Genomic DNA, 24,552 nt, shown 5'->3' with positions numbered 1-24,552 from the left:
AAACTAAGGTCGGCTCTCAATATTTGAAACCCACTCGTGCGTTTCTTTGTCTAAATAAAACTCTTTTTTCCAGATCGGCACATCGGCTTTCAAGGTGTTAATAATATACTGACAAGCTTCAAAGGTTGCCCCACGATGTTTGGCACTCACGCCAACCCACACCGCTAAATCGCCAATCGCTAATTTACCCACACGATGAATACAAATGGCTTCTTCAATATCAAATAGCTCTTTTGCCTTGGCAACAATTTTCTCGCCTGTGGCAACGGCTAATTCTTCATACGCACTGTATTCCAATCCACGCACTTGATTGTCGTTATTATGATTTCTTACCCAACCTTCAAAACTACAATAACCGCCACATTCATCTAAACGTAGTGCTTTTTTATAGCTTTCAATATCAAATTCTTCTGATTTAATTAAAAACATTGTTAGCCCCCTGCTACTGGTGGAATAAACGCTACGATATCATTTGGCATAATTACCGTATCCCAAGGGGTAAACTGATGATTCACGCTCACTCGCACTTGTTTTTGAGATAATTCAACACCTAGCTCTGCACAAATATTACTAAATAATATTTCAGCAGTTAGATTGCCACTTAACGAACGTATTTCTTCTGATTTATTCGCTTTTTCTTGAAAAACCGCAAAATATAAAATTTTAAAGGTATTATTTGATACAGACATCTTTTTTGCCCCCTGTTTTTTCTAATAAGCGAATGTCTTCAATAATCATATTGTGTGTCAATGCTTTACACATATCATAAACCGTTAAAGCTGAAACGCTCGCTGCGGTTAAGGCTTCCATTTCAATCCCTGTTTTATGGGTGACTTCCGCAGAGGTATAAATGGTTAAAACTGGCTCTGTTTCTGAATATTCAAAAGAGACTTTACATTTTTCCAAAGGTAATGGGTGGCAAAGCGGAATTAAATTTGAGGTCTGTTTTGCCCCCATAATCCCCGCAATTCGTGCGATCCCCTCAACTGATCCTTTTGGGGTTTGACGATCATTTTCCAAAATAATTTGATAAATATCTTGTGGAAAACGGATCTTCGCCATTGCTTTGGCTGTGCGGTGTGTGGCAACTTTATTGCTCACACCCACCATATTTGCATTTCCATTATTATCTAAATGGGTAAAATTCATTTTTTTAACCTATGTTTTTTCTATATCGAGCGTACTGTTGCTTTGCGTTCTCAAACTGCTCTGGCGTATTAAAATTACAACATAAACTCACAGAATCTGGTAATTCAATTTCTTTCATCTTAAATTGATCACAAAACGGCATTACTCGACGATTGCCTTCTAACAAATAGTCTTTTAAATCCTTCGCTAAGGATGTGTGATATAACCCTACCAACGGTAATAATTTGTGATTTTTTAATAAAATAGTTTTTGTTTGTGTATCTTGATTTGCATTGATTTCATCAATCGCTTGCTGAAATAAATCAATAATTTCTGACGGCAATAACAACGCGTCACAACTATATACCCACAACCACTGCTGATTTGCTAAATAGCTCTGCTCTAACACAGGTTGAATGGCAGATAATGCCCCTGATTTATTCAGCAATAAATCAGGGGATAGCGTAATGTGGTGCGTTGCAATTTCTGAATAAGTATAATCATCAGCACATACAAAAGTGGCTAAGCCTAATTGACGAGCGTCTTGCACCAATCTTGAAAGCAAGGTTTCGCCTTCAAAAAGTAACTGTGCTTTATTCTGCCCCATTCGGCGACTGTTGCCACCTGCTAAGATAGCAATATGTGCTAATTTATTCATTGTTACTCTTTAAGACAATTATTTGATAAATCTAACGTGTGGCACAAAGTTGCAAGGTTTTGTTCTTGCATCTAATTGATTTTCTAAAATATCGCCCCACGCTGTTTTACACGCCCCCGTTGAACCCGGAATAGCAAAAATCAAGGTACGATTTGCCACACCTGCTACGGCACGTGATTGAATCGTTGATAATTGAACAGTATTTTGTGAACATTGACGGAATACTTCGCCAAAGCCATAAACGGTTTTATCAAATAAAATGCTTACGGCTTCTGGGGTAATATCTTTATCGTAAAAACCTGTTCCACCTGTGATAATCACAACTTGGCATTCTTTATCCGCAATCCATTGACTTACGATTGCACGAATATCATAAAGATGATCGGTACACAATTTACGTTCATATAAATTATGCCCTGCTTTAAGTAATGATTCTTGCAAGTAATCGCCTGACGTATCTTCCGCAAAAGTACGGGTATCCGATACGGTTAAAATGGCAATATTTAATGGTTCAAATTGTTTTCCACCATCGTGCATTTTCTTATCCTCCAATCATAGATAAATTTGTAATTAAGCCAGAATTGTTTTCATGTAAATGGTGCATTTCTGGTTTTTGTGGCATTAAATTTTGTAAATAATTGATCAAATCTGACCGCTTACCATCCGCCAAATAAGGACGAATATTAAACGCAAAGCTGTCAAACAAGCATAAATGCAAGTTCCCCATTGCGGTTACTCTTAAACGGTTACAATTTTTACAAAAATCTTTGCTATAAGGTGCGATCACGCCCATTCTTCCCATATAGTCAGGGTGGGCATATTCTACGGCAGGACCTGCGTCTTTACCTCGTGGTAACGCCGTCCAACCTTCTCTTTCTAAAATTTTTACAATGCGACTCGCACTTAAATGCGAATTTTCAAACAATAAATTATTTTCTGCGGTTTGCATTAACTCAATAAAACGAAAACTGATCGGTTTATCCTTAATAAATGCCAACACACTGTGCAGTTGCTGAACGCCACTTTCTTTAAGTAACACCGCATTGAGTTTAATCGGTAACGGCTTATAATCCATTATTAGATCAATGGCTCTTAAAATTGATCCCAAAGAACGTCGCCCCGTGATCTGTTCAAAGGTATCTTCATCTAAACTGTCCACACTAATATTGATCTGATTAAGCCCTGAATCGATCCATTTTTTATAATGTTGCTCTAACTTCCAACCATTTGTTGTCAACGCCACTTTTTCAATATGCTCTGGTCGCTGACACACTTGGATAATCTCGTTAATATCTTTTCTTAACGTTGGCTCGCCACCTGTTAAACGGATCTTCTTTGTGCCTAAATCCGCAAAAGTTGAAACCAAGTTATCAATTTCAGACACTGTTAATTCATTTTGTGACTTCTTTCCTTGATAACCATCGGGCAAGCAATAATTACATTTAAAATTACATAAATCGGTTACTGACAAGCGTAAATAACTTAATCTCCGCTGAAATAAATCAGTTAAAGGGGCTGATTTATTATCAGTCTCGGTAAGATTTCTCATTTACACCTCTACAAAAATTTGCCGTTTAAAGGAAAAATCTCAACATATTCCTCTTTTTCAAACTCAGCCTTTTCTGCTGGCAAATAGACAAACGCATTCGCTTGGCTTAACTGATAAATACGGTGTGAATCTTGTGAGAATTGCGTGTAAACCACCCAATCATTATTTGCATCTTTCTCAACAAAACCACGTTGTAATTCAGTACGACCTGAACGGCGTTTAATTTCATTACCTAATTTTGCTTTTACGCTTAATTTCGGTAAGGTAACACCAAAATATTGATAAATCGCAGGAAGTAAAAATAGGGTTGCACTGATTGTGGTTGAAAGCGGATTACCCGGTAAACCAAAATAACGAGCCTTGCCTAAATGACCAAATACAAAAGGTTTACCCGGTTTTAAAGCAACTTTATATTGTACGATATTACCCAGTTTGCTCACGCAATCTTTTAAGAAATCATAATCCCCAACAGACACACCACCAGAGGTTACCACGATATCATTTTCGCTCGCTGCTTTTTCTAAAATACGGCTGATTTCATCAGGATTGTCTTTGATAATGCCGTAATCATTGATGATCACAGGGAAAGATTGCAATAATGCTTTTACAGTTGGACGGTTTGAATCGTAGATTTGCCCTTTTTGTAATACTTCACCCGCTTCACGCAACTCATCGCCCGTTGAGAAAACAGCGACTTTTAACGGCTTATAAACATTGACTGAACCACAGCCCACACTTGCTAATAAAGGAATATCGGTAACAGAAATACAATGCCCTGCTTTTAATACCGCTAACCCCTTAGACACTTCCTCGCCTTCACGACGAATATTATTGCCCAAAGGTTGCGTTTTCATTAGCTTAATTGTGATTTTATTCTCTGTTTCTTCACGCTGAACATTCTCTTGCATTACAACACAATCGGTATTTTCAGGAATAACCGCCCCCGTCATAATACGTACACATTCGCCAGAACCTAACACGCCCTCAAAAGGTTTTCCTGCGATAGATTCCCCAATACACACAAACTCGCAATTTTCTTGAAAATTATGACGGCTTGAATGCAACGCATAACCATCCATTGCGGATACTGATGACGTTGGAATATTGATACTAGAGATAATATCATCACTTAATACTCTACCAATCGCATTAAGTAATTCAACCTTTTCAGTTTGTGTGTTTTTAGGGATACTTGTTATATCCTCTATAATAATGCGACGTAGCTCTTCAACGTGAATCATATTTATTTATCCATATTTAAGATTAAAAATTTGTCTTATTATTGGTCAATAAAACTTTATTTAATGCTTTTCTATACTAATTAGTAAACAAAAAGGAAATAATTATAGCAAATTAGAACAAAATATGTAAGCTCATTGCTAAGGATGTTGAATTAACAATCTATGTTGGTAAATTAGTCAATGTCGCCGTTCTACTTACTTATACGAAAAACCGATAAATTTTGAATTCTATATGAAACCATAAGTAGAATTTGGTTATAATGATCAATTGATTAAACAAAAATGACTCACTGGTTATAAAAAAATGAACTCAAAATTGAAAGAGGTTATTTAAATAATATAATACGATGATTTGTTCTTGAAAAGATAATTTATTTAAAAAATAGTTGCGTTACATCACCAAAAAACCTCGTCATAAAATGACGAGGTTTAATAAAAGTTATTTGGAAATAGGATTTAGAGACTGTCTCTCACAGTATAATAAAAAACTATTTTTCAATATCAAATTGTACTTCATCCACTAGTTGAAGAGCTTGTTTATAATGCTCTGCAATTTTTTCTAATTGAAGTTTATCAGCGGTGAACTCACCCCAACTTGCCACTAATTTAGAACGTTTAACACCATTTTTCACAGGGAATTCGTGGTTTAATTCAGCATACAATTTTTGTGCAGTATTTTTAGATAAATACTCCATTAATTTAATTGCATTTTCTTTATTTGGTGCATATTTGCTCAATGCCATACCACTAATATTTAAGTGAGTACCATATTTTCCTGTAGGGAAATTGATAATGGCTTTTTCCGCTTGTGCTTTTTGTTTTTCATCTGTAAGCATTTTACCGAAATAGTAGCTATTTGCGATGGCATAATCACATTCACCTGCTGCGATCCCTTTGATTTGAGCTCGGTCATTACCTTGTGGTTTACGAGCAAGATTTGCTTTTAAGCCTTTCAAGAAACCACGAGTAACATCAACGCCATAATGCTCAATTAAAGAGGCAAAGAGTGATACATTATAAGCATTTTTACCAGAACGGATACAAATTTTACCTTTATATTCAGGTTTTGCTAAATCAATATAATCAAAGCCAGCAGGTAATTTTCCTACACGATCTTTTGAAGTATAAATTGCTCTTGCACGAGTGGTTAATGCAAACCAATCACCATCTGAATCACGGAATTGATATGGAATATTTTTTTCTAGAACTTTAGATTTAACTTTTTGTGCAAAACCAGAGTCTACTAATTCCATTACACGAGAAATATCTACTGTCAATAACACATCTGCAGGGCTAAGATCTTTTTCTTCTTGAATACGCTTAATTAAACCTTTACCAGAGAAAAGCACGTTTACTTTAATTCCAGTGTCTTTTTCAAACTGTTTAAGCATTGGGTTAATTAAGTGAGGCTGACGATATGAATAAACATTCACTTCATTTTTTGCAAACGCAGAAGTAGATAAAACGATTGGTAGTGCTAAAGCACAAGTTGATAAAATTTTTTTCATCATAGTTTCCTTTATTTTTTGGACAAAAAAGAGAATAAAACCTATTATTTTTTATATAGGAATTGAGCAAATAATAGTTCTTAAACCCAATAATGTCAATGAGAATTATTATTGATAATTTTTTAGACGATTTTATAGGATATATCATTTATAATAATTAAAACTTAAAAAAGATAACCAATATTCAATGCAATTTAAACTTTATCGCTACTATTTACCCATTACAACAGAGCTTATATTAAGAGGTCAAACACTTAATATACGGCAGGGATTGATTGTGCAATTAACAAAAAAAGGAAAAGTAGGTATAGGTGAAATTGCACCTTTGCCTTCTTTTAGTGTAGAAACACTACCGCAAGCAGAAAAGCAAGTTAGAGAAGTTTTGAAGCGGTTACATTATAATCAAAATTTGCAGTTAGAGAAATGCTTCCCTAGTGTTTCCTTTGGATTAAGTTGTGCATTTGCAGAGTTAAATAATGAGCTAAGTACAGAAAAAATAAAGACACAAACCGCTCCCTTATTTAAAGGAAATAAAACAGAATTTATCACTCAGCTTGCTCAGATGGAAACCAAAATAGCGAAAGTAAAAATTGCTATTCAGCCACCAGAACAAGAAGCAGAGGCAATTAATCAACTTCTTGCAGAAATACCAAATTTAACTCTACGCTTAGATGCAAACCGTAAATGGGATTGGCTACAAGCGGTCACATTTGGTAAAAAATTTGCAAAATGTCACCGCTCAAGATTGGAATTTATTGAAGAACCCTGCCAAACAGCAACACTTTCACAACAATTTGCGGAGAAATTTCAACTCCCTATTGCGTGGGATGAAACTTCACGAGAACCTGATTTTTTTGTAAAAAAACAACCTAATGTAACCGCTATAATTATTAAACCGACCTTAACAGGTTCACTTGAGAAATGTAAAAAACTGATTGAACAAACACATCAACAAGGTTTGCAGGCAGTGATTAGTTCAAGTATTGAATCTAGTCTTGGGCTTTCTCAATTGGCTCATTTTTCCTCTCAATATACGCCAAATTCTATTGCAGGTTTAGATACGTTGAACTTAATGCAACAGCAACTTGTAAGATCCTTTGGAAGTTCTATATTACCTTTAGTCGATCTCAATAGTGAATTTGTTGAAGAGTTAGTTATTGCTATATAAAAATACTATATAAAAAAGATTTAAATTTTAATACAGTCTATGGTCATCGTATTATTTTCATCAAATGGATTAAGTGCATTGATCATCATAATTTTTTCAAATTCAGCTATTTTTTCAACTGGAATATCAATAAGTTGTACTTTTTGTTGATCAACTAAATAACTTAGTTGCGTTCCTTTTAATAAATAATGATTTGAGCTATACCATTGATTTTGTTTTAGAAAAATCAAATTTCCAATAGTGCAATCCGTCACAAAGCCGTTATTGATAATAATCACTTCATCACTATTTTGTCTTTTTAAATTGTCTAATTTTTCACGATTAGCATATTTAAATTGATAATCTAAATTTTGTGTGTAAACACATTGAAAAGAGTGAATTTTTTTAGGTGTATAGCAAGAAAATCGGCAATTAAAATCTGTCATATTATAATCAATTCGACAACGTACTTGCCCTTGTTGAAACTTATTAGGAATTGTAAATTCTGAAAAAAATCTCACCGCTTGTTTGCTGTTAAAATAATATTTTATTGCATAATCAACACGTTGCTGATGATATTTAAGATTTTTGATCTTTCCATCTACAATGGAAAGTGTTTCAAATAGAGGGAATTGGCACATAAACTTTCTCTAAAATTTCATTATATTCATCATCAATATTGCTTTGTGAGGTAATCCCTCCGCCACTTCGAAATATTAATTTTGTACCTTGTTTTTCTATATAGCGAATGGCGACGGCACTGTCTAAATACTCACCATCAAAATAACCAAAAACGCCAGTATAATAGCCTCTAGATTGTTTTTCTGCCTGTTGAATAATCTGAACCGTTTTTTCTTTTGGTGCGCCACTAACTGAACCCGCAGGTAATAATTTTGCTAGAATTGTTCCAATTTCATTTTGCCAATTAGTTGATAATTCCCCACAAATTTCAGAACTGGTTTGATAAATTGCACCTTTGTAAGTGTTTAATTTTTCAAGGTAACGGTATTTTGTAACTTCAATATTTTTTGCCACAATGGATAAATCATTACGGATTAAATCCACAATAGTATTATGCTCTGCAATCTCTTTTTTACAATTTAGCAAAGTATGTTTTGCATTTGGGAGATTGGCATTAATAGTGCCTTTCATCGGGTAAGAGTAAATTTTATTATTCTCAATGCGGACAAAGGTTTCTGGTGAAAAACAGACAAACTGTTCTTTAAGTAACAATTTATATTTTGCTTTTGCAGAAAAAAATAGTTCTTCTAAATTATAATTTGTATTAATTTGTGTAGGATAGGTTAAATTAAGTAAATAGCTGTTACCTGCTTGAATATGATTTTTAACCAATTCAAACCCTTTTTTATACTTTGCATATTCCATCGGAATAAATGAAAATTCAAAAGGTTTAGTAATGATTGGTTTCTTATTTAGGTTATTTTGCAAAAAAACTCAAACATCATACCGCTTGTATCCGACTCTTTAATAGGTACTATTAATGGTTTTTGTTGTTCAAAATCAATAATAAACAAAAAAGGAACTTTTTGTTTACCAAGTTGATTTGCTATTTGAATAAAATTTTGCATTGGATTATTTAAAGAAATATTTGCTATATAGAGTAATTTATTGACTTAAATCATACCTCAAGTTATCAGTGATGACTAAATAATTTTTCAATAAATACATTCAAACATTAATAATTATGATTAGATCTGTTAAAATCACTCTAATTATTTTTTCAATTATGCCTTAAGGAAAATATGGCTTTATTAAATCTCTCTAATGCGTGCTTAGGTTTTGGTGATCAACCTTTATTAGATCACAGTGAATTACATATTGAACCAAACGAACGAGTATGTTTGGTTGGAAGAAATGGTGCGGGTAAATCCACCTTAATGAAAGTACTTGCGGGTGAAATAAAACTGGATGATGGCTCATTAATCGTTGAAAAAGGGATTGTTATTGCGAGGTTGGAACAAGATCCACCACGCCATATCCAAGATACGGTTTTTGACTATGTCGCAGAAGGTGTGGCTCATTTGGCGGATTTATTAAAAGAATATCATCATATTCTCACTCAAATGCAAACAGATTATTCTGACCAGCTGATGAATGAATTATCGCAAATACAAGCAAAATTAGAGCATAGCGATGGTTGGCGATTTGAAAATAAAATTCAAGATACCTTAAAAATCTTAGAACTAAATCCTGATATGCGTTTGTGTGAGCTTTCGGGTGGTTGGGTGCGTCGTGCTGCTTTAGCTCGTGCATTAGTTGCAGATCCAGATATTTTATTATTAGACGAACCAACCAACCATTTGGATATTGAAGCGATTGCATGGTTAGAAAATCTATTATTAGACTTTAAAGGAAGTATTATTTTTATTTCCCACGACCGTAGTTTTATTCGTAAAATGGCAACACGAATTGTGGATCTGGATCGTGGTAAATTGATCTCTTATTCTGGAAATTATGATACTTATCTTGAAACCAAAGAAGAAGATCTTCGAATTGAAGCCCTTCAAAATGATCTATTTGATAAAAAACTCGCTCAAGAAGAAGTTTGGATCCGTCAAGGGATTAAAGCAAGACGTACTCGTAATGAAGGACGTGTTAGAGCATTAAAATCATTACGTCAAGAAAGACAACAACGTCGAGAAGTACAAGGTAATGTAAAAGTCACCGTTGATAATCGTATCCGTTCAGGAAAAATTGTCTTTGAAATGGAAAATGTGAATTATAGTGTTGAAAACAAACTTTTATTAAAAGATTTCAGCACCGTTATTCAGCGTGGTGACAAGATTGCCCTAGTGGGTGCAAATGGTTGTGGTAAAACCACTTTTATCAAATTATTACTTGATCAACTCCAACCAACATCTGGTACGGTACATTGTGGCACTAAATTAGACGTCGCTTATTTTGACCAACACCGTGCTGAATTAGACTTAGAAAAAACCGTAATGGATAATGTCGCAGACGGTAAACAAGATGTGGAAGTGAATGGTGTAAAACGCCATATTTTAGGCTATTTGCAAGACTTCCTATTCCCACCACAACGTGCCAGAACACCAGTTAAAGCATTATCAGGGGGCGAGAAAAACCGTCTATTATTAGCAAAATTATTATTAAAACCCAATAATTTACTGATTTTGGATGAGCCTACCAATGACCTTGATGTAGAAACCTTGGAGCTTTTGGAAGAAATGCTGACTAATTATCAAGGCACACTGATTATCGTGAGCCACGATCGTCAATTTATTGATAACACCGCAACGGAGTGCTATTTCTTTGAAGGTAATGGCGTGGTAAATAAATATGTGGGTGGTTATTTTGATGCAAAACAGCAACAAGATAATGTATTTGCAACCTATGAAAAATCGCAAAAAACAGTTAAGAAGACACCGCTTACGACAGAGTCAAAAGAAGTAAAACAAGCGGTCACATCCACACCAAAAAATGTAAAAAAAGTAAAACTTTCTTACAAAGAAAATTTAGAACTTGAAGGTTTACCACAAAAAATGGAACAGCTTGAAGCCGAGATTGAAACCTTACAACAAGAAGTAAACTCAGCTGAATTTTTTGTAAAAGAAGCAAGCTATACTAATGCTCAGTTACAAAAATTAGCCGACAAAGAGCAAGAGCTAGAACAAGCTTTTGAGCGTTGGGAAGAGTTGGAAAAAATGAGGAATGGCGTTTAAATAACCGATGTAACGACAGGGTAAATGCCCTGTCGAAATAATAAATATAATAAAAACATACCTTTTTCCTATGATTACGATACGATACGATACGATACGATACGATACGATACGAATATAATTATGACTAGGATAGATAAATACAATCAACACTTTGATGGTATTGCTTGCTTTATACACGACAAGACAAAAAATTGCTTGCTTTATACACGACAAGACAAAAATAAGCTTAGTTGATATTGAGTGATATTTGACAATGATTTTTTACAGATTTTACAGGGCAAGATCGCACTTTTCTTAAAAATATGATCTAATAGCACCTATTATTCAATAACAAATAGGTGTAAAAATGAATATATTATCAGCTTTTAAAGATTTGGAAGACCCTCGCAAAGATATAAACAAAAAACATGACTTCTTAGATGTTATTTTTCTTGTCGTAAGTGCGGTAATATCAGGTGCAGAAGGATGGAGTGAAATTCATCAGTTTGGTAAATTGAATATAAAATGGTTACGAAAATACCGAGATTTTGAAAATGGTATTCCTGTTGATGATACGATTGCTCGTATTGTAAGACGGATAAATCCTGAGAAATTAAATTATATTTTTATTAATTTTATCAATGAGATACGAAAATCACAAGGTAAAGAGTGTATTGCAATAGATGGTAAAACATTAAAAAACAGTTCACATTTAGAGCCTCATAATGCCCTACATAGTATTACGGCTTGGAGCTGTTCAAGAGGATTAATTTTAGCTCAAAATAAGTCCAAAGGTAAGAAAAATGAGAATGAAAGCATTCTAGAAATGATAGATATTTTAGAGCTAAATCAAGCCGTCATTACGGTAGATTCGATGAATACGCAAAAGAAAATAGCGAAGAAAATCATAGAAAAGAAGAGCGATTATGTGATGCCATTGAAAAATAATCATAAGAAATTTAGAAATGAAATAGAAAGTTATTTTCATAAAGTAGTGCGAGAAAAATCAATAAAAATAGATGAGTTTCAAGAGGTTAACTGTGAAAGAAGTCGAATAGATCAACGGTATTATTCAAAATTACCAATAAGTGATTGGCTTTTGGAATCTCAAGGTTGGACAGGAATTAAAAGCCTTATTCAAGTTCATAGGATAAGAGAAGACAAAGGCAAGAAAAGTGAAGAAAAAGTATTTTATATCAGTAGCTTAGATGTTCCTTGCGAAGACTTTGCGAAATATATTAGGGGTCATTGGGAAGTTGAAAATAAAGCGCATTGGGTGCTTGATGTTGTTTTTAAAGAAGATGATAGTACGATTTATTTGGGGGATGGCGTTGAAAATATGGCAATAATTAGGCGTTTAGGGCTTAATTTAGCACGACTACATCCAGCTAAAAATAGTATGAAAAGCAAGCTGAAATCAGCTGGCTGGTCTGATGAAATGAGGTCTGAGCTTATTTTTGGTGTGTGTGATTAATTTATAGACAAAGTACGCGGTTGCCCTGACAGATTTTAAGAAACATCTTACCGCTTATTTCCACAATATAATTTAATATGATAAAATCCAAAAACCATTTTAGTTTAAAAATAGATAGTTATTATTATGATGCAATATTCTTCTCAGTTTAAAAATGCTAAGGTCTTAGTGCTTGGTGATGTAATGTTAGATCGCTATTGGTTTGGTGCAACAAATCGTATTTCTCCTGAAGCGCCTGTTCCAGTGGTCAAAGTTCAAGATATTGAAGAACGCGCAGGTGGTGCAGCGAATGTGGCAATGAATATTGCAGCATTAAATGTTCCTGTTACTTTGCACGGTTTAATTGGTCAAGATGATGCTGGAAATGCTTTAGATAAATTATTAAATGCACATCATATTCAAAACAATTGTGTTGCTTTGGCAACGCACCCAACCATTACAAAACTAAGAGTACTTTCTCGCCATCAGCAATTGCTTCGTTTAGATTTTGAAGAAAATTTTTATCATACAGCAAGCCAATCTTTATTAGAAAAATTAACCAATGAAGTTGCTCAATATGGGGCATTGGTTTTATCTGATTATGGCAAAGGGACTTTAGATGCCGTGCAAGATATGATAAAAATTGCTCGTAAAGTGAATGTACCTGTATTAATAGATCCAAAAGGCACTGATTTTGAGCGTTATCGTGGTGCCACTCTTTTAACCCCTAATATGACTGAATTTGAAGCCGTTGTTGGTAGTTGTAAAAACGATAATGATATCATTGAAAAAGGCTTAAAATTAATGACTGATTATGACTTCTCTGCTCTATTGGTCACACGTTCTGAAAAAGGAATGACATTGTTACGTCCTAATCAAGAAGCTTACCATTTACCTACTTTAGCAAAAGAAGTTTTTGATGTAACAGGTGCTGGCGATACGGTAATTAGTGTGTTAGCAACCGCATTAGCTGATGGTCGTGGTTATGAAGAAGCTTGCTATCTTGCAAATGCCGCAGCAGGGGTTGTTGTGGGTAAATTAGGAACTTCAACATTAACACCAACGGAGCTTGAAAATGCCATTCATCAACGTGCCGAAACAGGATTTGGTATTGTCTCTGAAGAAGAATTAAAAGTTGTAATGAAAAAATCAAAACAATCAGGTGAAAAAGTTGTAATGACAAATGGTTGTTTTGATATTATCCATCCTGGACACGTGTCTTATTTAGAAAACGCAAGAAAACTGGGGGATCGTTTGATTGTTGCAGTAAACAGTGATAATTCAGTTAAACGTTTAAAAGGGGAAACTCGCCCTATTAATGATTTAAATTCAAGAATGACGGTTTTAGCAGGACTTTCTTCTGTCGACTGGGTCGTTGCCTTTGAAGAAGATACCCCTCAACGTCTTATTAGTGAAATATTACCAGATCTATTAGTTAAAGGAGGCGATTACTGCCCTGAAGATATTGCAGGTGCTAAAGAGGTATGGAACAACGGTGGCGATGTAAAAGTGCTTAACTTTGAAAATGGTTGTTCAACATCTAATATCATTAAAAAAATTCAAACATCTTAAAAATGAATGAACTTTTTTGCTCTCTATTACTCAAACAACCTATACTATACAATTAAAGGAATTATGATGAAATTTAACTTTATAAAATCATCTTTTATTACATTTATCGCATTAATAACAATAAGCCAATTCACTATTGCAAAAGAACGTGTCGTTGCATTAGTCGATGGCAATATGATTATGGAAAGCCAAGTTAAACATAACTTAAACAAACACACTAACTATAAAAAAGCCCTTGAAAAAACCATTGATGATTATCTTATTCAAAAAGCTATTCAAGATGCAAATATTAGAATTGATTATTCTCAAGTTTATAAAGTGATTGAAAATATTGCAGCTCAAAATGGCATCACTTATGGTCAACTTCTTGATGCCTTGGATTATCAAGGTATTACATTAGATCAATATGCACAACAAATAGCAGAACAGATGAAAATGGATCAAGTGCGTCAAATTTCTATTGGTAAATCAATTCAAGTAGATCCTAAAGAAGTTCAGGCATTAGGCAAAAAGATGCTTGCAGAAGATCGAGCAAAAGGAAAAGTAAAAAAAGCAACAACAAAGCAATACCGCGTTAGCCACATTTTAATTAAAACAAATCCAATTTTAAATGATAGACAGGCAAAACAAAAATTAACTCAAATTGTTGCAGATATTAAAGCAGGCAATATCACCTTTGAGAAAGCAGCTGAAAAAAACTCTCTTGATTATATTTCCGCTGCAGATGGTGGTGATTTAGGTTGGAATTTCCCTGAAGCTTACGATCCTCGTTTTGCAAAACACATTACTTCAACAAAGGTCGGTGTCATTTCTGCGCCATTCCAATCTAAATTTGGTTGGCATATATTAAAAGTTACAGATATTCGTCAAAAAAATACCACTGAAAATGCTTATTTACAAAAAGCATATAAAAAACTGGTTGATCAACAAGCTAGACGAGTATCGAAAGACTGGGTAAAAGCATTACGAAAAAATGCTCAAATTGAATATAAGTAGTTTAATTTTTTAAATACTCTTCCTCCCTCACCGATTAAAAAGTGAGGGATTTTTTATATAAGAACCGTGTTAAATTTAAATTTTTCGATAAAGATCGTAAAAATAAAAAAAACTATTGCACTGTATATCCAAACAGTATATTATTCTCTTCAATAAATTAGATTACATTAACAAGGATCAATTATGGCAGAGAAAAAACCATCAAAAAATACTAAAGTTCAAGTTAACAAAACATCAGAAGATAAAAGTAAAGCACTTGAAGCTGCACTTGCTCAAATTGAAAAACAATTTGGAAAAGGTGCAGTAATGCGTTTAGGAGAAAATAAAAAGTTAGATATTGAAGCAATCTCAACAGGTTCATTAGGACTTGATATCGCTTTAGGTATTGGCGGCTTACCAATGGGGCGTGTTGTTGAAATTTATGGTCCCGAATCTTCTGGTAAAACAACGCTTACCCTTTCTGCTATTGCACAAGCACAAAAATTAGGAAAAACTTGTGCTTTTATTGATGCAGAACACGCATTAGATCCTGTATATGCAACGAAACTAGGTGTAGATACTAAAGAATTATTAATTTCACAACCTGATCACGGAGAACAAGCATTAGATATTTGTGATGCTTTAGTTCGCTCAGGAGCTGTTGATGTAATTGTTGTCGATTCTGTTGCTGCTCTAACACCAAAAGCTGAAATTGAAGGTGATATGGGTGACTCTCATATGGGATTACAAGCACGTTTAATGTCTCAAGCATTACGTAAACTAACTGGAAATATCAAGAATGCTAACTGTCTTGTTATCTTTATTAACCAAATTCGTATGAAAATTGGTGTAATGTTTGGCAATCCTGAAACAACAACAGGGGGTAACGCACTTAAATTCTATGCTTCAGTTCGTTTAGATATCCGTCGTTCTACGCCAATCAAAAATGGTGATGAAATCATCGGGAATGAAACAAAAGTAAAAGTAGTTAAAAATAAAGTAGCCCCACCATTCCGTGAAGCGTTCTTTGATATTATGTATGGCGAAGGTATCTCAAAAACAGGCGAATTATTAACGCTTGCTGTAAACCACAAAATGATCAATAAAGCAGGGGCTTGGTTCTCTTATGAAGGAGAAAAAATTGGTCAAGGAAAAGCAAATGCCATTAAATGGTTAACGGAAAACCCTGAAATAACGGATAAAATTGAAGCAAATATTCGTGATTTGCTAATGAATAAAAAAGAAGCAGATTTTATTGAAGAAATAAAATTAGAAAAAATAAAAGAAGAAATAGAAGCCTCTGAAGAAGAATTTTAATTTTATCCTCTCTTTCCCTCACTCAATTTTTATGAGGGAAAGAGCCATCTACCTTAAAGTAATTTATGTCAAAATACACAGCTATTCAATACATTGTTTATCTTCTTTCTCGTCGTGATTATAGCGAACAAGAATTACGTCTCAAAATGAGACAAAAATCCTATTCTGAGAATGAAATAGAACAAGCGATATTTGAAGCTCAAACCCATCATTGGCAAAGTGATCAACGTTTTTGTGAAAGTTATATTCGTTATCGCTCTTCAGCTGGTTTTGGTGCTAAAAAAATTCAACAAGAACTTCAACTTAAAGGCGTTAACAGTGAAATTATTATACAAAAACTTGCCGAAAGTGAAATTGATTGGTATAACTTAGCAAAGAATGTATTTAATAAGAAAAAACCATTACATTGGGATTTAAAAGCAAAACAAAAAATGTGGCGTTTTATGTTAGGACGTGGCTTTGATATTGAATATTTTAATGACTTAATCAATGGAGATTACAATGAATAAAATTACTTTTTTTAGCCGATTTGAACAAGATATCCTAAGTGGTAAGAAAACCATTACTATTCGAGACAAATCAGAATCTTATTTTGAACCAGATCAAATATTAGATGTTTTTACCAACGAAACAGATCGTTTTTTTGCAAAAATTCAAGTTATTTCAGTAACCCCTGTTTTATTTGAACAATTGAATGAAGAACACGCTATTCAAGAAAATATGACATTAGAGCAACTAAAATCAGTTATTCACGATATTTATCCAAACGATAATCAATTTTTTGTTATCAAATATAAATTACTCTAACTTAAATTAAGATGAGCCTTTTTGAACCTAAAAAACAGACCGAACTTTGTCCTCAATGCAATGCTCCTTTACACATAAAAAAAGGCAAGCAAGGATTATTCTTAGGTTGCTCTACTTACCCTAACTGTGATTATTTAAAACCATTACATCAAAGCAATCATATTATTAAAACACTAGAAGAACTTTGTCCTGAATGTAATCACCCTTTACAGTTAAAACAGGGTTATTATGGTATTTTTATTGGGTGTAGTCACTACCCGACTTGTCATTTTACTGTTCACGAAGAACCTCAAGAAATTGAATTTGATTGCCCTGAATGTAAAAAAGAAAAATTAGTTGCCCGACAAGGACGATCAGGTAAAACTTTTTATGGCTGTTCTGGTTTTCCTCAATGTAAATTCACATTACCTAGCAAACCGATATTAAAACAATGTCCACAATGCGGTGGTGAATTAGTCATAGAAAAAAAACAGCGGGGACATATAATGTACCTTTGTGCAAAAACAAATTGCCAGTACTTATTTAACAAGGAAGATTAATGTACTCTTTTGAACAAATTATTGAACAATTTAACCAAAATAAGGTAATTGCCTACCCTACAGAAGCCGTTTTTGGCTTAGGTTGTAATCCAAACAGTGAACAGGCTGTTAGAGCATTACTAAAATTAAAAAATCGTCCGGAAGAAAAAGGATTAATTTTACTTGCCTCTGATCCTAAATTTTTAGTGCCTTATATTGACGAAACAAAACTCACCAAGATTGAATGGCAACGTTTTTATCATATAGATGAACAACCCATTACTTGGATAATGCCTGCGAAATCAAGTGTTCCACACTATTTAACAGGCAAATTTGATACTATAGCGGTAAGATTATGCAAACTTTTTGCAATTTCAGAACTTTGCAATGCAACTCAAAGTGCAATTACTTCAACCAGTGCCAATTTATCAGAAATGCCTCCTTGCCGAACAATTAATGAAGTACAACAACAATTTGGTAAACAATTTCCCATTTTAAATGCACCAACAGGAGGGAAAACGAATCCTTCTGAAATTCGAGATATTTTTACGCAATATATTTTTAGACGAGGATAAATAATGAACCAATATGCTGTTTGGGGAAATCCTATTGAACATAGCCTATCACCTAGAATTCATCAACTTTTTGCGGAACAAACCAATAAAAAAATTTCATACACGGCTATCTCTACAAATAAAGAGGAATTTAAAGCACAAATTTTTAATTTTCTAAAAAAACAAAGGACAAAAGGAGCAAATATTACTGCTCCATTTAAAGAACTTGCGATGGAAGTGGCAGAAGAACATAGTATTCCTTGCCTCATTGCAGGTTCTTGCAATACCTTAGCGATTTTGAATAAAGGCATTTTGGTTGCAGATAATACTGATGGCATTGGATTAGTTACCGATCTCACTCGACTAGATTGGTTACAACCCAATCAGAAAATCCTTATTTTAGGAGCTGGAGGTGCAACAAAAGGTGTGCTATATCCTCTTCTAACAGCAAAACAAAACATCACAATTTATAATAGAACCAGTGAGAAAGCGGTGACATTATCTCAAAAATTTGCAAAATATGGTGAAATTAATAGTACGACTTTTGATGAATTAAATAATCAATCTTTTGATCTTATCATCAATGCCACATCCGCAGGACTAACAGGACAGCATATAAATATCCCCGAAACCCTTTTTAAAAATACTAACGTTTATGATATGCAATATGCTTCAAATATGAATACGCCTTTTTTAAATTATGCAAAACAAAATGGTGCAAATTGTTGTCAAGATGGTTTAGGAATGTTAGTTGCTCAAGCTGCTTATTCATTTTATAAATGGGAAAAAGTAATGCCTCAAATAGAGCCTGTTTTAAAGCAATTAAGAACTGAAATAAAGTGAACAATTTTATTACAATGGTGGATTTAAAAACAAACTGTTGATTTTACATTCAAACAATAAAAAAATAGCCTTTTTTAATAAAAAAGTATTTGACGAGTTCTATCAAAATCAGCATAATACACCCCGCAAAGCCGATATGGTAATGTGATTTAAAAATAAAAAATGGCTATGTAGCTCAGCTGGTTAGAGCACAACACTCATAATGTTGGGGTCACAAGTTCGAATCTCGTCATAGCCACCATTTTTTTATTTTCAAGTTGCGGAAGTGGCGAAATTGGTAGACGCACCAGATTTAGGTTCTGGCGCCGCGAGGTGTGTGGGTTCAAGTCCCTCCTTCCGCACCATTTTTTCGGTTTGTGTTTTTAAGATTATTGGGGTATCGCCAAGCGGTAAGGCACTGGGTTTTGATCTCAGCATACCTAGGTTCGAATCCTAGTACCCCAGCCATCTTAATTTTAGTAAAAGATTTAAGTAAAGCTAACTTTGGTTAGTTTTTTTCATTTTGGGGTATCGCCAAGCGGTAAGGCACTGGGTTTTGATCTCAGCATACCTAGGTTCGAATCCTAGTACCCCAGCCATTTTATTTCTAAGTTATCCAGCCTTTTATACTCAAATAATTTGTAAATTCTTATAAGAATCTAACCGCTTAATTTACTCTTTTCGACAATTACTTAAGCAAATAAAAAAGCGTGCTGCTTTTAACAACACACTTTTTTCTAACCAAATAATTAAATCAATATCGTTACACTACTACATATTATTCATCCACAATCTCAACGGCTACATCAGCACTCAAGCCTCTTACAAGCTGAGAGCCTTTTCTTGCACGCTCTCCTCGATAAGTATCAATATCTGCAGGTTTTAACTTAATCTTACGTTTACCAGATAAAAATACTAAGGTGCTAGTTGCTTTAATTAATAATACACGTGCTAATAACTCACTACGCTCTTTCGCTGCTTTTGCAGAAATATTGATAATTTTATTTCCTTTACCTTTTGAAAGCGTTGGTAGATCACTTAATGGGAATACCAGCATTCGCCCTACACTGCTCATTGCCACTATCGATAATTCTTCTTCATTTTCAATTAGTTGAGGTGATAACATTTTTGCATTTTCTGATAAGGAAATCACCGCTTTACCTGCTTTATTACGAGACACTAAGTCCTCAAACTTACAAATAAAACCATAACCAGAATCTGATGTCATCAATACTTTTGTTTCGGGGCCAGCCATTAATACTTGCTCAATAACCGCACCATCTGGCAAGGTAATCTTTCCTGTAATCGGTTCACCTTGAGAACGTGCTGATGGCAGTGACAAAGGATCAACGGCATAAGAACGTCCAGTGCTATCAATAAAGACAACAGGTTGATTACTCTTACCATAAGCGTGAGATAGATAACCATCTCCTGCTTTATAGTTTAAACCCTGTACATCAATATCGTGTCCTTTTGCACAACGCACCCAACCTCGCTCTGATAAAATCACCGTCACAGGTTCAGTTGGTACTAAATCACTTTCTGAAATCGCTTTTGCTTCTTCACGTACCACAATAGGACTACGGCGAGGACTTGCAAAAGTTTTCGCATCTGCTTGAATTTCTTTTTTAATCAAAGTGCTTAAACGTCGCTCTGATCCCAAAATTAGCTGTAAATGATCTCGCTCTTCTTCTAGTTTTGATTTTTCAGATTGTAACTCGTGCTCTTCCAATTTTGCTAAATTACGTAAACGTAAATTTAAAATTGCTTCTGCTTGAATATCCGTTAAGTTAAAGCATTTCATTAACTCTACTTTCGGTTCATCTTCATTACGAATAATGGCTATCACTTCATCAATGTTCAAATAAGCAACTAACAAACCGTCTAAAATATGCAATCGTTTTAAGATTTTATCCAAACGATAATTTAAACGGCGAGTAACCGTAGTTCGACGGAATGCTAACCACTCAGTTAAAATCGTATCTAAACTTTTAACCGCGGGTTTACCGTCTAAACCAATCATATTCATATTCACACGATAGCTTTTTTCCAAATCTGTGGTCGCAAATAGATGCCCCATTAAACCGTCAAAATCAACACGATTTGATCTTGGTACGATCACAAGACGAATTGGATTTTGGTGATCAGATTCATCACGAATATCATCAACCATTGGCAATTTCTTATTTCGCATTTGATTGGCGATCTGCTCAATAATTTTTGAAGGCGAAGCTTGATGAGGAATACCAGTAATCACAATCTCACCGTCCTCTTTTTCCCATACTGCTCGCATTTTTATTGAACCACGTCCTTGCTCATATATTTTTTTGATGTCAGCTTTAGGTGTAATAATTTCTGCTTTTGTTGGATAATCAGGACCTTGCACCACCGTCAATAAATCCTCAAGGGTTGATTTCGGACTATCCAATAACATCACACAGGCTTCTGCTAATTCATTAATATTATGAGGCGGAATATCCGTTGCCATACCGACCGCTATCCCCGTCGTACCATTTAATAAAATATGTGGCAAACGAGCAGGTAAATATTTTGGTTCATCTAAGGTACCGTCAAAATTTGGTTGATAATCAACGGTTCCCTGTCCTAATTCACCTAATAATAGTTCTGAAATTTTAGATAATTTCGATTCCGTATAACGCATTGCAGCAAAAGATTTTGGATCATCTGGAGCTCCCCAGTTTCCTTGTCCATCAACCAATGGATAACGATAAGAAAAAGGCTGTGCCATTAATACCATTGCTTCATAACAGGCACTATCACCGTGTGGGTGGAATTTACCTAACACATCCCCAACTGTTCTCGCTGATTTTTTATATTTTGCAGATGCATTTAGCCCTAATTCAGACATCGCATATATAATACGACGTTGCACAGGTTTTAGACCGTCACCAATAAAAGGTAAGGCACGATCCATAATTACATACATTGAATAATTTAAATACGCCTCTTCAGTAAAGCGTTTAATTGGCATTTGCTCAATGCCTTCGTAGTTAATTTCTGTTGTCATTTTATTTTTCTGTAAATTTAAAGTGAAATTTTGTGGCTAAGTATAGCAATTTTTTAATGTAAATTCTGTTTATATAGTGACAACTTATTTAAATCATCACCCCTGAACAACTCATAAAAATCCCCATCCGATAAAATAATAGTACTTCAGGATCTTCTGCTTTTAATGTGAGGTATTTGTTCCATCAGGTGTATGAATGTCTAAATTTGTCATTGTGAGAATTCATTTATAATTAAACCTATTTAATTCAATAGGTTAATATTTTTTATTTTGTAAATTATGTGAAAAATTAGACCGTTATGATAGCATATAAGGCAGGGCATACCCTGCCTCTACGATCGTAGGTTAAATTTGCAAATTTTTATTAGAATGTAACCGCTCATTTTTATAAATCATTTATTCCACAATATTCCCAATAATACTTCTTGTTTCCATACGAACTTGAGTTAATTTGACTTTAACTCTTTGCCCAACTTGATAGGCTTTTTCATCTTTGATATAAAGAGCTAGCTCTTCTTGTCGGAAGTTCATTTCATCTTTATTTGGATGCAATGTGGAGTTTGGCACAAAAATCATTGCACCGTTTTCAATCACTTTAACACGTAATCCACCACGAGAAACGTCACTGATTTCTGCCTCAAATTCTATATTTTTCTCTACCATTGGTTCAAGGTAACGGGCATATAGCCAATCTGAAATATCTCGCTCTACCATTCGGTTTTGTTTACGGGCTTCTTGTAAACGAGCCAAAATATCTTCTTCTACAGGTTGTGTTGGCTGCTTTGCAAGGGTTTGTTTGATTAAACGATGATTTACCATATCGCCATATTTTCTGATTGGTGATGTCCAAGTCGCATAATGGGTAATCCCTAAACCAAAATGTGGTGCAGCTTGATTTTTAAATTCTGCAAAAGTCAGATAACGACGTAAACGTAATTCTAAAAAGCTCTCATCGTGTTGGTCAATATCACGACGCATTTCACAATAACCTTCAAGCGTCGCTAAACGCTCAACACTATAACGTGCTTCTAATTCTTCACTGTTTTCAGGCGTACCTAAGGTGGCGATTAAAAACTCTTTGGCAAGTTTGTAATTTTTAGGATCAAAACCTAAATGGGTGTTGAAAATCCCTGTTTTTGCATTTTTTTCTAAATATTTACCCGCTTCAATATTGGCGATAATCATCGCTTCTTCAATCATTTGATTCGCAATGCGACGAGGTTCAAGATGAATATCGACTACATCTCCCTGCTCATTTAATTCAAAAGCATAATCGCCTTGCTCTTTGAAAATTAACGCATTCTTCTCACGCCATTGCATTCTTGCTTGGGTAAATTGGTGTAACCAGTCAATTTGTTGTTTTACAATCTCGTTTTCAGGTTGCCACGCATTTTCTTGCTGTTCTAAATAATCAGATACGTTGTCATAAGCCAATTTAGCTTTTGATTTCACCCACGCAAGGGTAAAGACGGTTTCTGCTGTAACATTCCCTTGCAAATCAGTAATAATTTCGCCTACTAATGCAGGACGTTTTTCATCCGCAACCAATGAACATAAATCATCAGAAAGTTCACGAGGTAGCATTGGAATATTAAAACCCGGTAAATAATTGGTAAAACAACGTTGACGAGCTTCTTTTTCAAGGCTTGAATTTTGTGGGATATAAGCAGTTGGATCGGCAATCGCCACCATTAAACGCCATCCTGTTTGGGTGTTATTTTCAAGGATTGGCTCAATACACAACGCATCGTCCATATCTTTGGTTGTTCCTGAATCAATAGTGGTAAAATTTAAATCCGTTAAATCTTTACGTTCAATTTCATCTTGCAACTCATAACTTTCTAACCCTTTTACTGCTTCACGGGGTTGTTCGTGACGAATAAGACTCACCCACCAAGGTGCATAATGATCTTCTGCTTCGCAAATAAATTGGGTGACTTGAGCAAATAAAAAACGATCATCTCGTAAAGGATGTGTTTTTAATTCTGCAACAACCCAGTCATTTTCCTGTAATTTTTGCGTTACCTTGTTATTGTTTACATTAGCAGAAATTAGCGGTTTCACATTTGGATGATCAACTGCAAGTTGTAAACGCCCCTCTCGATTAAATTTAACCCTTGCCACAAAACGTGTCAGCATAGGCTCAATCAATTCTTCAACATCAACGCGTTCTTTGTCGCCATCAACTACAACAGAGGCTTTTACTTTATCGCCGTGCATTACTTTTTTCATTTCTTGGGGTGGGATAAAGTAACTTTTTTTATCGCATTCTAAAAAACCATAGCTTTTATCAGTGGCTTTTACAAAACCTTCAACGAAAGTTTTATTAGAGTGCATTTGTTGTTTAAGTTGTGCTAACAGAGGGTTATCTTGGAACATAAGTTTCCTTTAAATATAATAATATAACGAAAAGACAAGGCATGCCTTGTCTCTACAAATGGTAAAATTGATGTTTATAAAAACTCAACTATCTTAATTGATCTAATTCTATCACTATTAGAATAAAAAATATATTTCTCTATTTTTCACCGTTTTTACTCGAATAAAAAAACACCTCAATAAAAACTCAATATTGAGGTGTGATTAAATTTG

The 24,552-nt window shown here is 34.4% G+C and carries 22 protein-coding genes, 4 tRNA genes and 1 pseudogene; 15 read left to right on the top strand and 12 right to left on the bottom strand.

Annotation, left to right across the window (positions count from 1 at the left end; all coding sequences use genetic code 11):
* Nucleotides 1–3: 3 nt before the first annotated feature.
* The 8 genes from KGI96_RS02625 to KGI96_RS02590 form a co-directional block, all read right to left on the bottom strand.
* A complete protein-coding gene (locus KGI96_RS02625; RefSeq protein ID WP_211597426.1) occupies nucleotides 4–429 on the bottom strand; it encodes a molybdenum cofactor biosynthesis protein MoaE in 426 nt (141 codons plus the stop codon).
* A gap of 2 nt (nucleotides 430–431) precedes the next feature.
* On the bottom strand, nucleotides 432–689 hold the full coding sequence (locus tag KGI96_RS02620) for a MoaD/ThiS family protein (RefSeq protein ID WP_211597425.1): 258 nt from the start codon (nucleotides 687–689) through the stop codon (nucleotides 432–434).
* Nucleotides 673–1,149: a cyclic pyranopterin monophosphate synthase MoaC gene (gene moaC / locus KGI96_RS02615; protein ID WP_211597424.1), complete on the bottom strand. Its 477-nt coding sequence runs from the start codon at nucleotides 1,147–1,149 to the stop codon at nucleotides 673–675. Before moaC ends, KGI96_RS02620 begins: the two co-directional genes overlap by 17 nt.
* A 4-nt stretch (nucleotides 1,150–1,153) precedes the next feature.
* Nucleotides 1,154–1,786: a molybdenum cofactor guanylyltransferase gene (mobA, locus tag KGI96_RS02610; protein WP_211597423.1), complete on the bottom strand. Its 633-nt coding sequence runs from the start codon at nucleotides 1,784–1,786 to the stop codon at nucleotides 1,154–1,156.
* Between the two features lie 18 nt (nucleotides 1,787–1,804).
* On the bottom strand, nucleotides 1,805–2,323 hold the full coding sequence (moaB, locus tag KGI96_RS02605) for a molybdenum cofactor biosynthesis protein B (protein ID WP_213156539.1): 519 nt from the start codon (nucleotides 2,321–2,323) through the stop codon (nucleotides 1,805–1,807).
* Nucleotides 2,324–2,327: 4 nt separating this feature from the next.
* On the bottom strand, nucleotides 2,328–3,335 hold the full coding sequence (moaA, locus tag KGI96_RS02600) for a GTP 3',8-cyclase MoaA (protein WP_211597422.1): 1,008 nt from the start codon (nucleotides 3,333–3,335) through the stop codon (nucleotides 2,328–2,330).
* A gap of 8 nt (nucleotides 3,336–3,343) precedes the next feature.
* Nucleotides 3,344–4,576, bottom strand: a complete 1,233-nt coding sequence (gene moeA / locus KGI96_RS02595; protein WP_211597421.1) for a molybdopterin molybdotransferase MoeA — start codon at nucleotides 4,574–4,576, stop codon at nucleotides 3,344–3,346.
* Nucleotides 4,577–5,064: 488 nt separating this feature from the next.
* A complete protein-coding gene (locus KGI96_RS02590; protein WP_211597420.1) occupies nucleotides 5,065–6,084 on the bottom strand; it encodes a Fe(3+) ABC transporter substrate-binding protein in 1,020 nt (339 codons plus the stop codon).
* Between the two features lie 187 nt (nucleotides 6,085–6,271).
* Between KGI96_RS02590 and menC the strand changes: the two genes are divergently transcribed.
* Entirely contained in the window at nucleotides 6,272–7,252 is a 981-nt protein-coding gene (menC, locus tag KGI96_RS02585; RefSeq protein ID WP_211597419.1) for an o-succinylbenzoate synthase, read from the top strand.
* Nucleotides 7,253–7,272: 20 nt separating this feature from the next.
* Here the strand turns inward: menC and KGI96_RS02580 are convergent, their stop codons facing one another.
* The gene (locus KGI96_RS02580; protein ID WP_211597418.1) at nucleotides 7,273–7,872 is read right to left on the bottom strand and encodes an aminotransferase class IV family protein; all 600 of its coding nucleotides are present in this window, start codon (nucleotides 7,870–7,872) and stop codon (nucleotides 7,273–7,275) included.
* Nucleotides 7,850–8,820: pseudogene (locus tag KGI96_RS02575) on the bottom strand (aminodeoxychorismate synthase component I). The gene KGI96_RS02580 and the pseudogene KGI96_RS02575 overlap by 23 nt, the downstream one beginning before the upstream one ends.
* Before the next feature lie 174 nt (nucleotides 8,821–8,994).
* Here KGI96_RS02575 and KGI96_RS02570 point away from each other — a divergent pair.
* The 14 genes from KGI96_RS02570 to KGI96_RS02505 all read left to right on the top strand — a co-directional run bounded on the left by KGI96_RS02570 (nucleotide 8,995) and on the right by KGI96_RS02505 (nucleotide 19,531).
* Nucleotides 8,995–10,932: an ABC transporter ATP-binding protein gene (locus KGI96_RS02570; protein WP_211597416.1), complete on the top strand. Its 1,938-nt coding sequence runs from the start codon at nucleotides 8,995–8,997 to the stop codon at nucleotides 10,930–10,932.
* A gap of 349 nt (nucleotides 10,933–11,281) precedes the next feature.
* Nucleotides 11,282–12,388 (top strand): ISAs1 family transposase, encoded by a 1,107-nt coding sequence (locus KGI96_RS02565; RefSeq protein ID WP_213156538.1) that lies wholly within the window; start codon nucleotides 11,282–11,284, stop codon nucleotides 12,386–12,388.
* Between the two features lie 126 nt (nucleotides 12,389–12,514).
* The gene (gene hldE / locus KGI96_RS02560) at nucleotides 12,515–13,939 is read left to right on the top strand and encodes a bifunctional D-glycero-beta-D-manno-heptose-7-phosphate kinase/D-glycero-beta-D-manno-heptose 1-phosphate adenylyltransferase HldE (RefSeq protein ID WP_211598773.1); all 1,425 of its coding nucleotides are present in this window, start codon (nucleotides 12,515–12,517) and stop codon (nucleotides 13,937–13,939) included.
* A 66-nt stretch (nucleotides 13,940–14,005) separates the two neighbouring features.
* Nucleotides 14,006–14,935 carry a peptidylprolyl isomerase gene (locus KGI96_RS02555; protein WP_211598859.1) on the top strand — a complete coding sequence of 310 codons (930 nt, stop codon included), beginning with the start codon at nucleotides 14,006–14,008 and terminating at the stop codon, nucleotides 14,933–14,935.
* 183 nt (nucleotides 14,936–15,118) lie between these two features.
* Nucleotides 15,119–16,231 (top strand): recombinase RecA, encoded by a 1,113-nt coding sequence (gene recA / locus KGI96_RS02550; RefSeq protein ID WP_211598775.1) that lies wholly within the window; start codon nucleotides 15,119–15,121, stop codon nucleotides 16,229–16,231.
* 65 nt (nucleotides 16,232–16,296) lie between these two features.
* Nucleotides 16,297–16,740, top strand: coding sequence for a recombination regulator RecX (recX, locus tag KGI96_RS02545; RefSeq protein WP_211598777.1), 444 nt, complete (start codon nucleotides 16,297–16,299; stop codon nucleotides 16,738–16,740).
* On the top strand, nucleotides 16,733–17,038 hold the full coding sequence (gene yqfB / locus KGI96_RS02540) for a N(4)-acetylcytidine aminohydrolase (protein ID WP_211598779.1): 306 nt from the start codon (nucleotides 16,733–16,735) through the stop codon (nucleotides 17,036–17,038). Before recX ends, yqfB begins: the two co-directional genes overlap by 8 nt.
* Before the next feature lie 11 nt (nucleotides 17,039–17,049).
* Complete coding sequence (locus KGI96_RS02535) at nucleotides 17,050–17,577, top strand: DNA topoisomerase family protein (protein WP_211598781.1); 528 nt, start codon at nucleotides 17,050–17,052, stop codon at nucleotides 17,575–17,577.
* Entirely contained in the window at nucleotides 17,577–18,131 is a 555-nt protein-coding gene (tsaC, locus tag KGI96_RS02530; protein WP_211598783.1) for an L-threonylcarbamoyladenylate synthase type 1 TsaC, read from the top strand. Before KGI96_RS02535 ends, tsaC begins: the two co-directional genes overlap by 1 nt.
* 3 nt (nucleotides 18,132–18,134) lie before the next feature.
* Nucleotides 18,135–18,953 (top strand): shikimate dehydrogenase, encoded by an 819-nt coding sequence (gene aroE / locus KGI96_RS02525; RefSeq protein WP_211598786.1) that lies wholly within the window; start codon nucleotides 18,135–18,137, stop codon nucleotides 18,951–18,953.
* A gap of 164 nt (nucleotides 18,954–19,117) precedes the next feature.
* A tRNA-Met gene (locus tag KGI96_RS02520) sits at nucleotides 19,118–19,194 on the top strand.
* 18 nt (nucleotides 19,195–19,212) lie between these two features.
* Nucleotides 19,213–19,297 (top strand) — tRNA-Leu (locus KGI96_RS02515).
* A gap of 28 nt (nucleotides 19,298–19,325) precedes the next feature.
* A tRNA-Gln gene (locus KGI96_RS02510) sits at nucleotides 19,326–19,400 on the top strand.
* Nucleotides 19,401–19,456: 56 nt separating this feature from the next.
* Nucleotides 19,457–19,531: transfer RNA gene (locus KGI96_RS02505), tRNA-Gln, on the top strand.
* A 179-nt stretch (nucleotides 19,532–19,710) separates the two neighbouring features.
* On the opposite strand, the gene parC is transcribed toward KGI96_RS02505, so the two are convergent.
* Together parC and KGI96_RS02495 are read right to left on the bottom strand one after the other, a co-directional pair.
* Complete coding sequence (gene parC / locus KGI96_RS02500) at nucleotides 19,711–21,960, bottom strand: DNA topoisomerase IV subunit A (RefSeq protein WP_211598788.1); 2,250 nt, start codon at nucleotides 21,958–21,960, stop codon at nucleotides 19,711–19,713.
* A 396-nt stretch (nucleotides 21,961–22,356) separates the two neighbouring features.
* Nucleotides 22,357–24,339 (bottom strand): exoribonuclease II, encoded by a 1,983-nt coding sequence (locus tag KGI96_RS02495; protein ID WP_211598790.1) that lies wholly within the window; start codon nucleotides 24,337–24,339, stop codon nucleotides 22,357–22,359.
* Nucleotides 24,340–24,552: the final 213 nt, after the last annotated feature.

The organism is Phocoenobacter atlanticus subsp. cyclopteri, assembly GCF_018343795.1.
Taxonomy (GTDB): domain Bacteria; phylum Pseudomonadota; class Gammaproteobacteria; order Enterobacterales; family Pasteurellaceae; genus Phocoenobacter; species Phocoenobacter atlanticus.
This window is presented reverse-complemented; position numbering and strand designations above follow the sequence as displayed.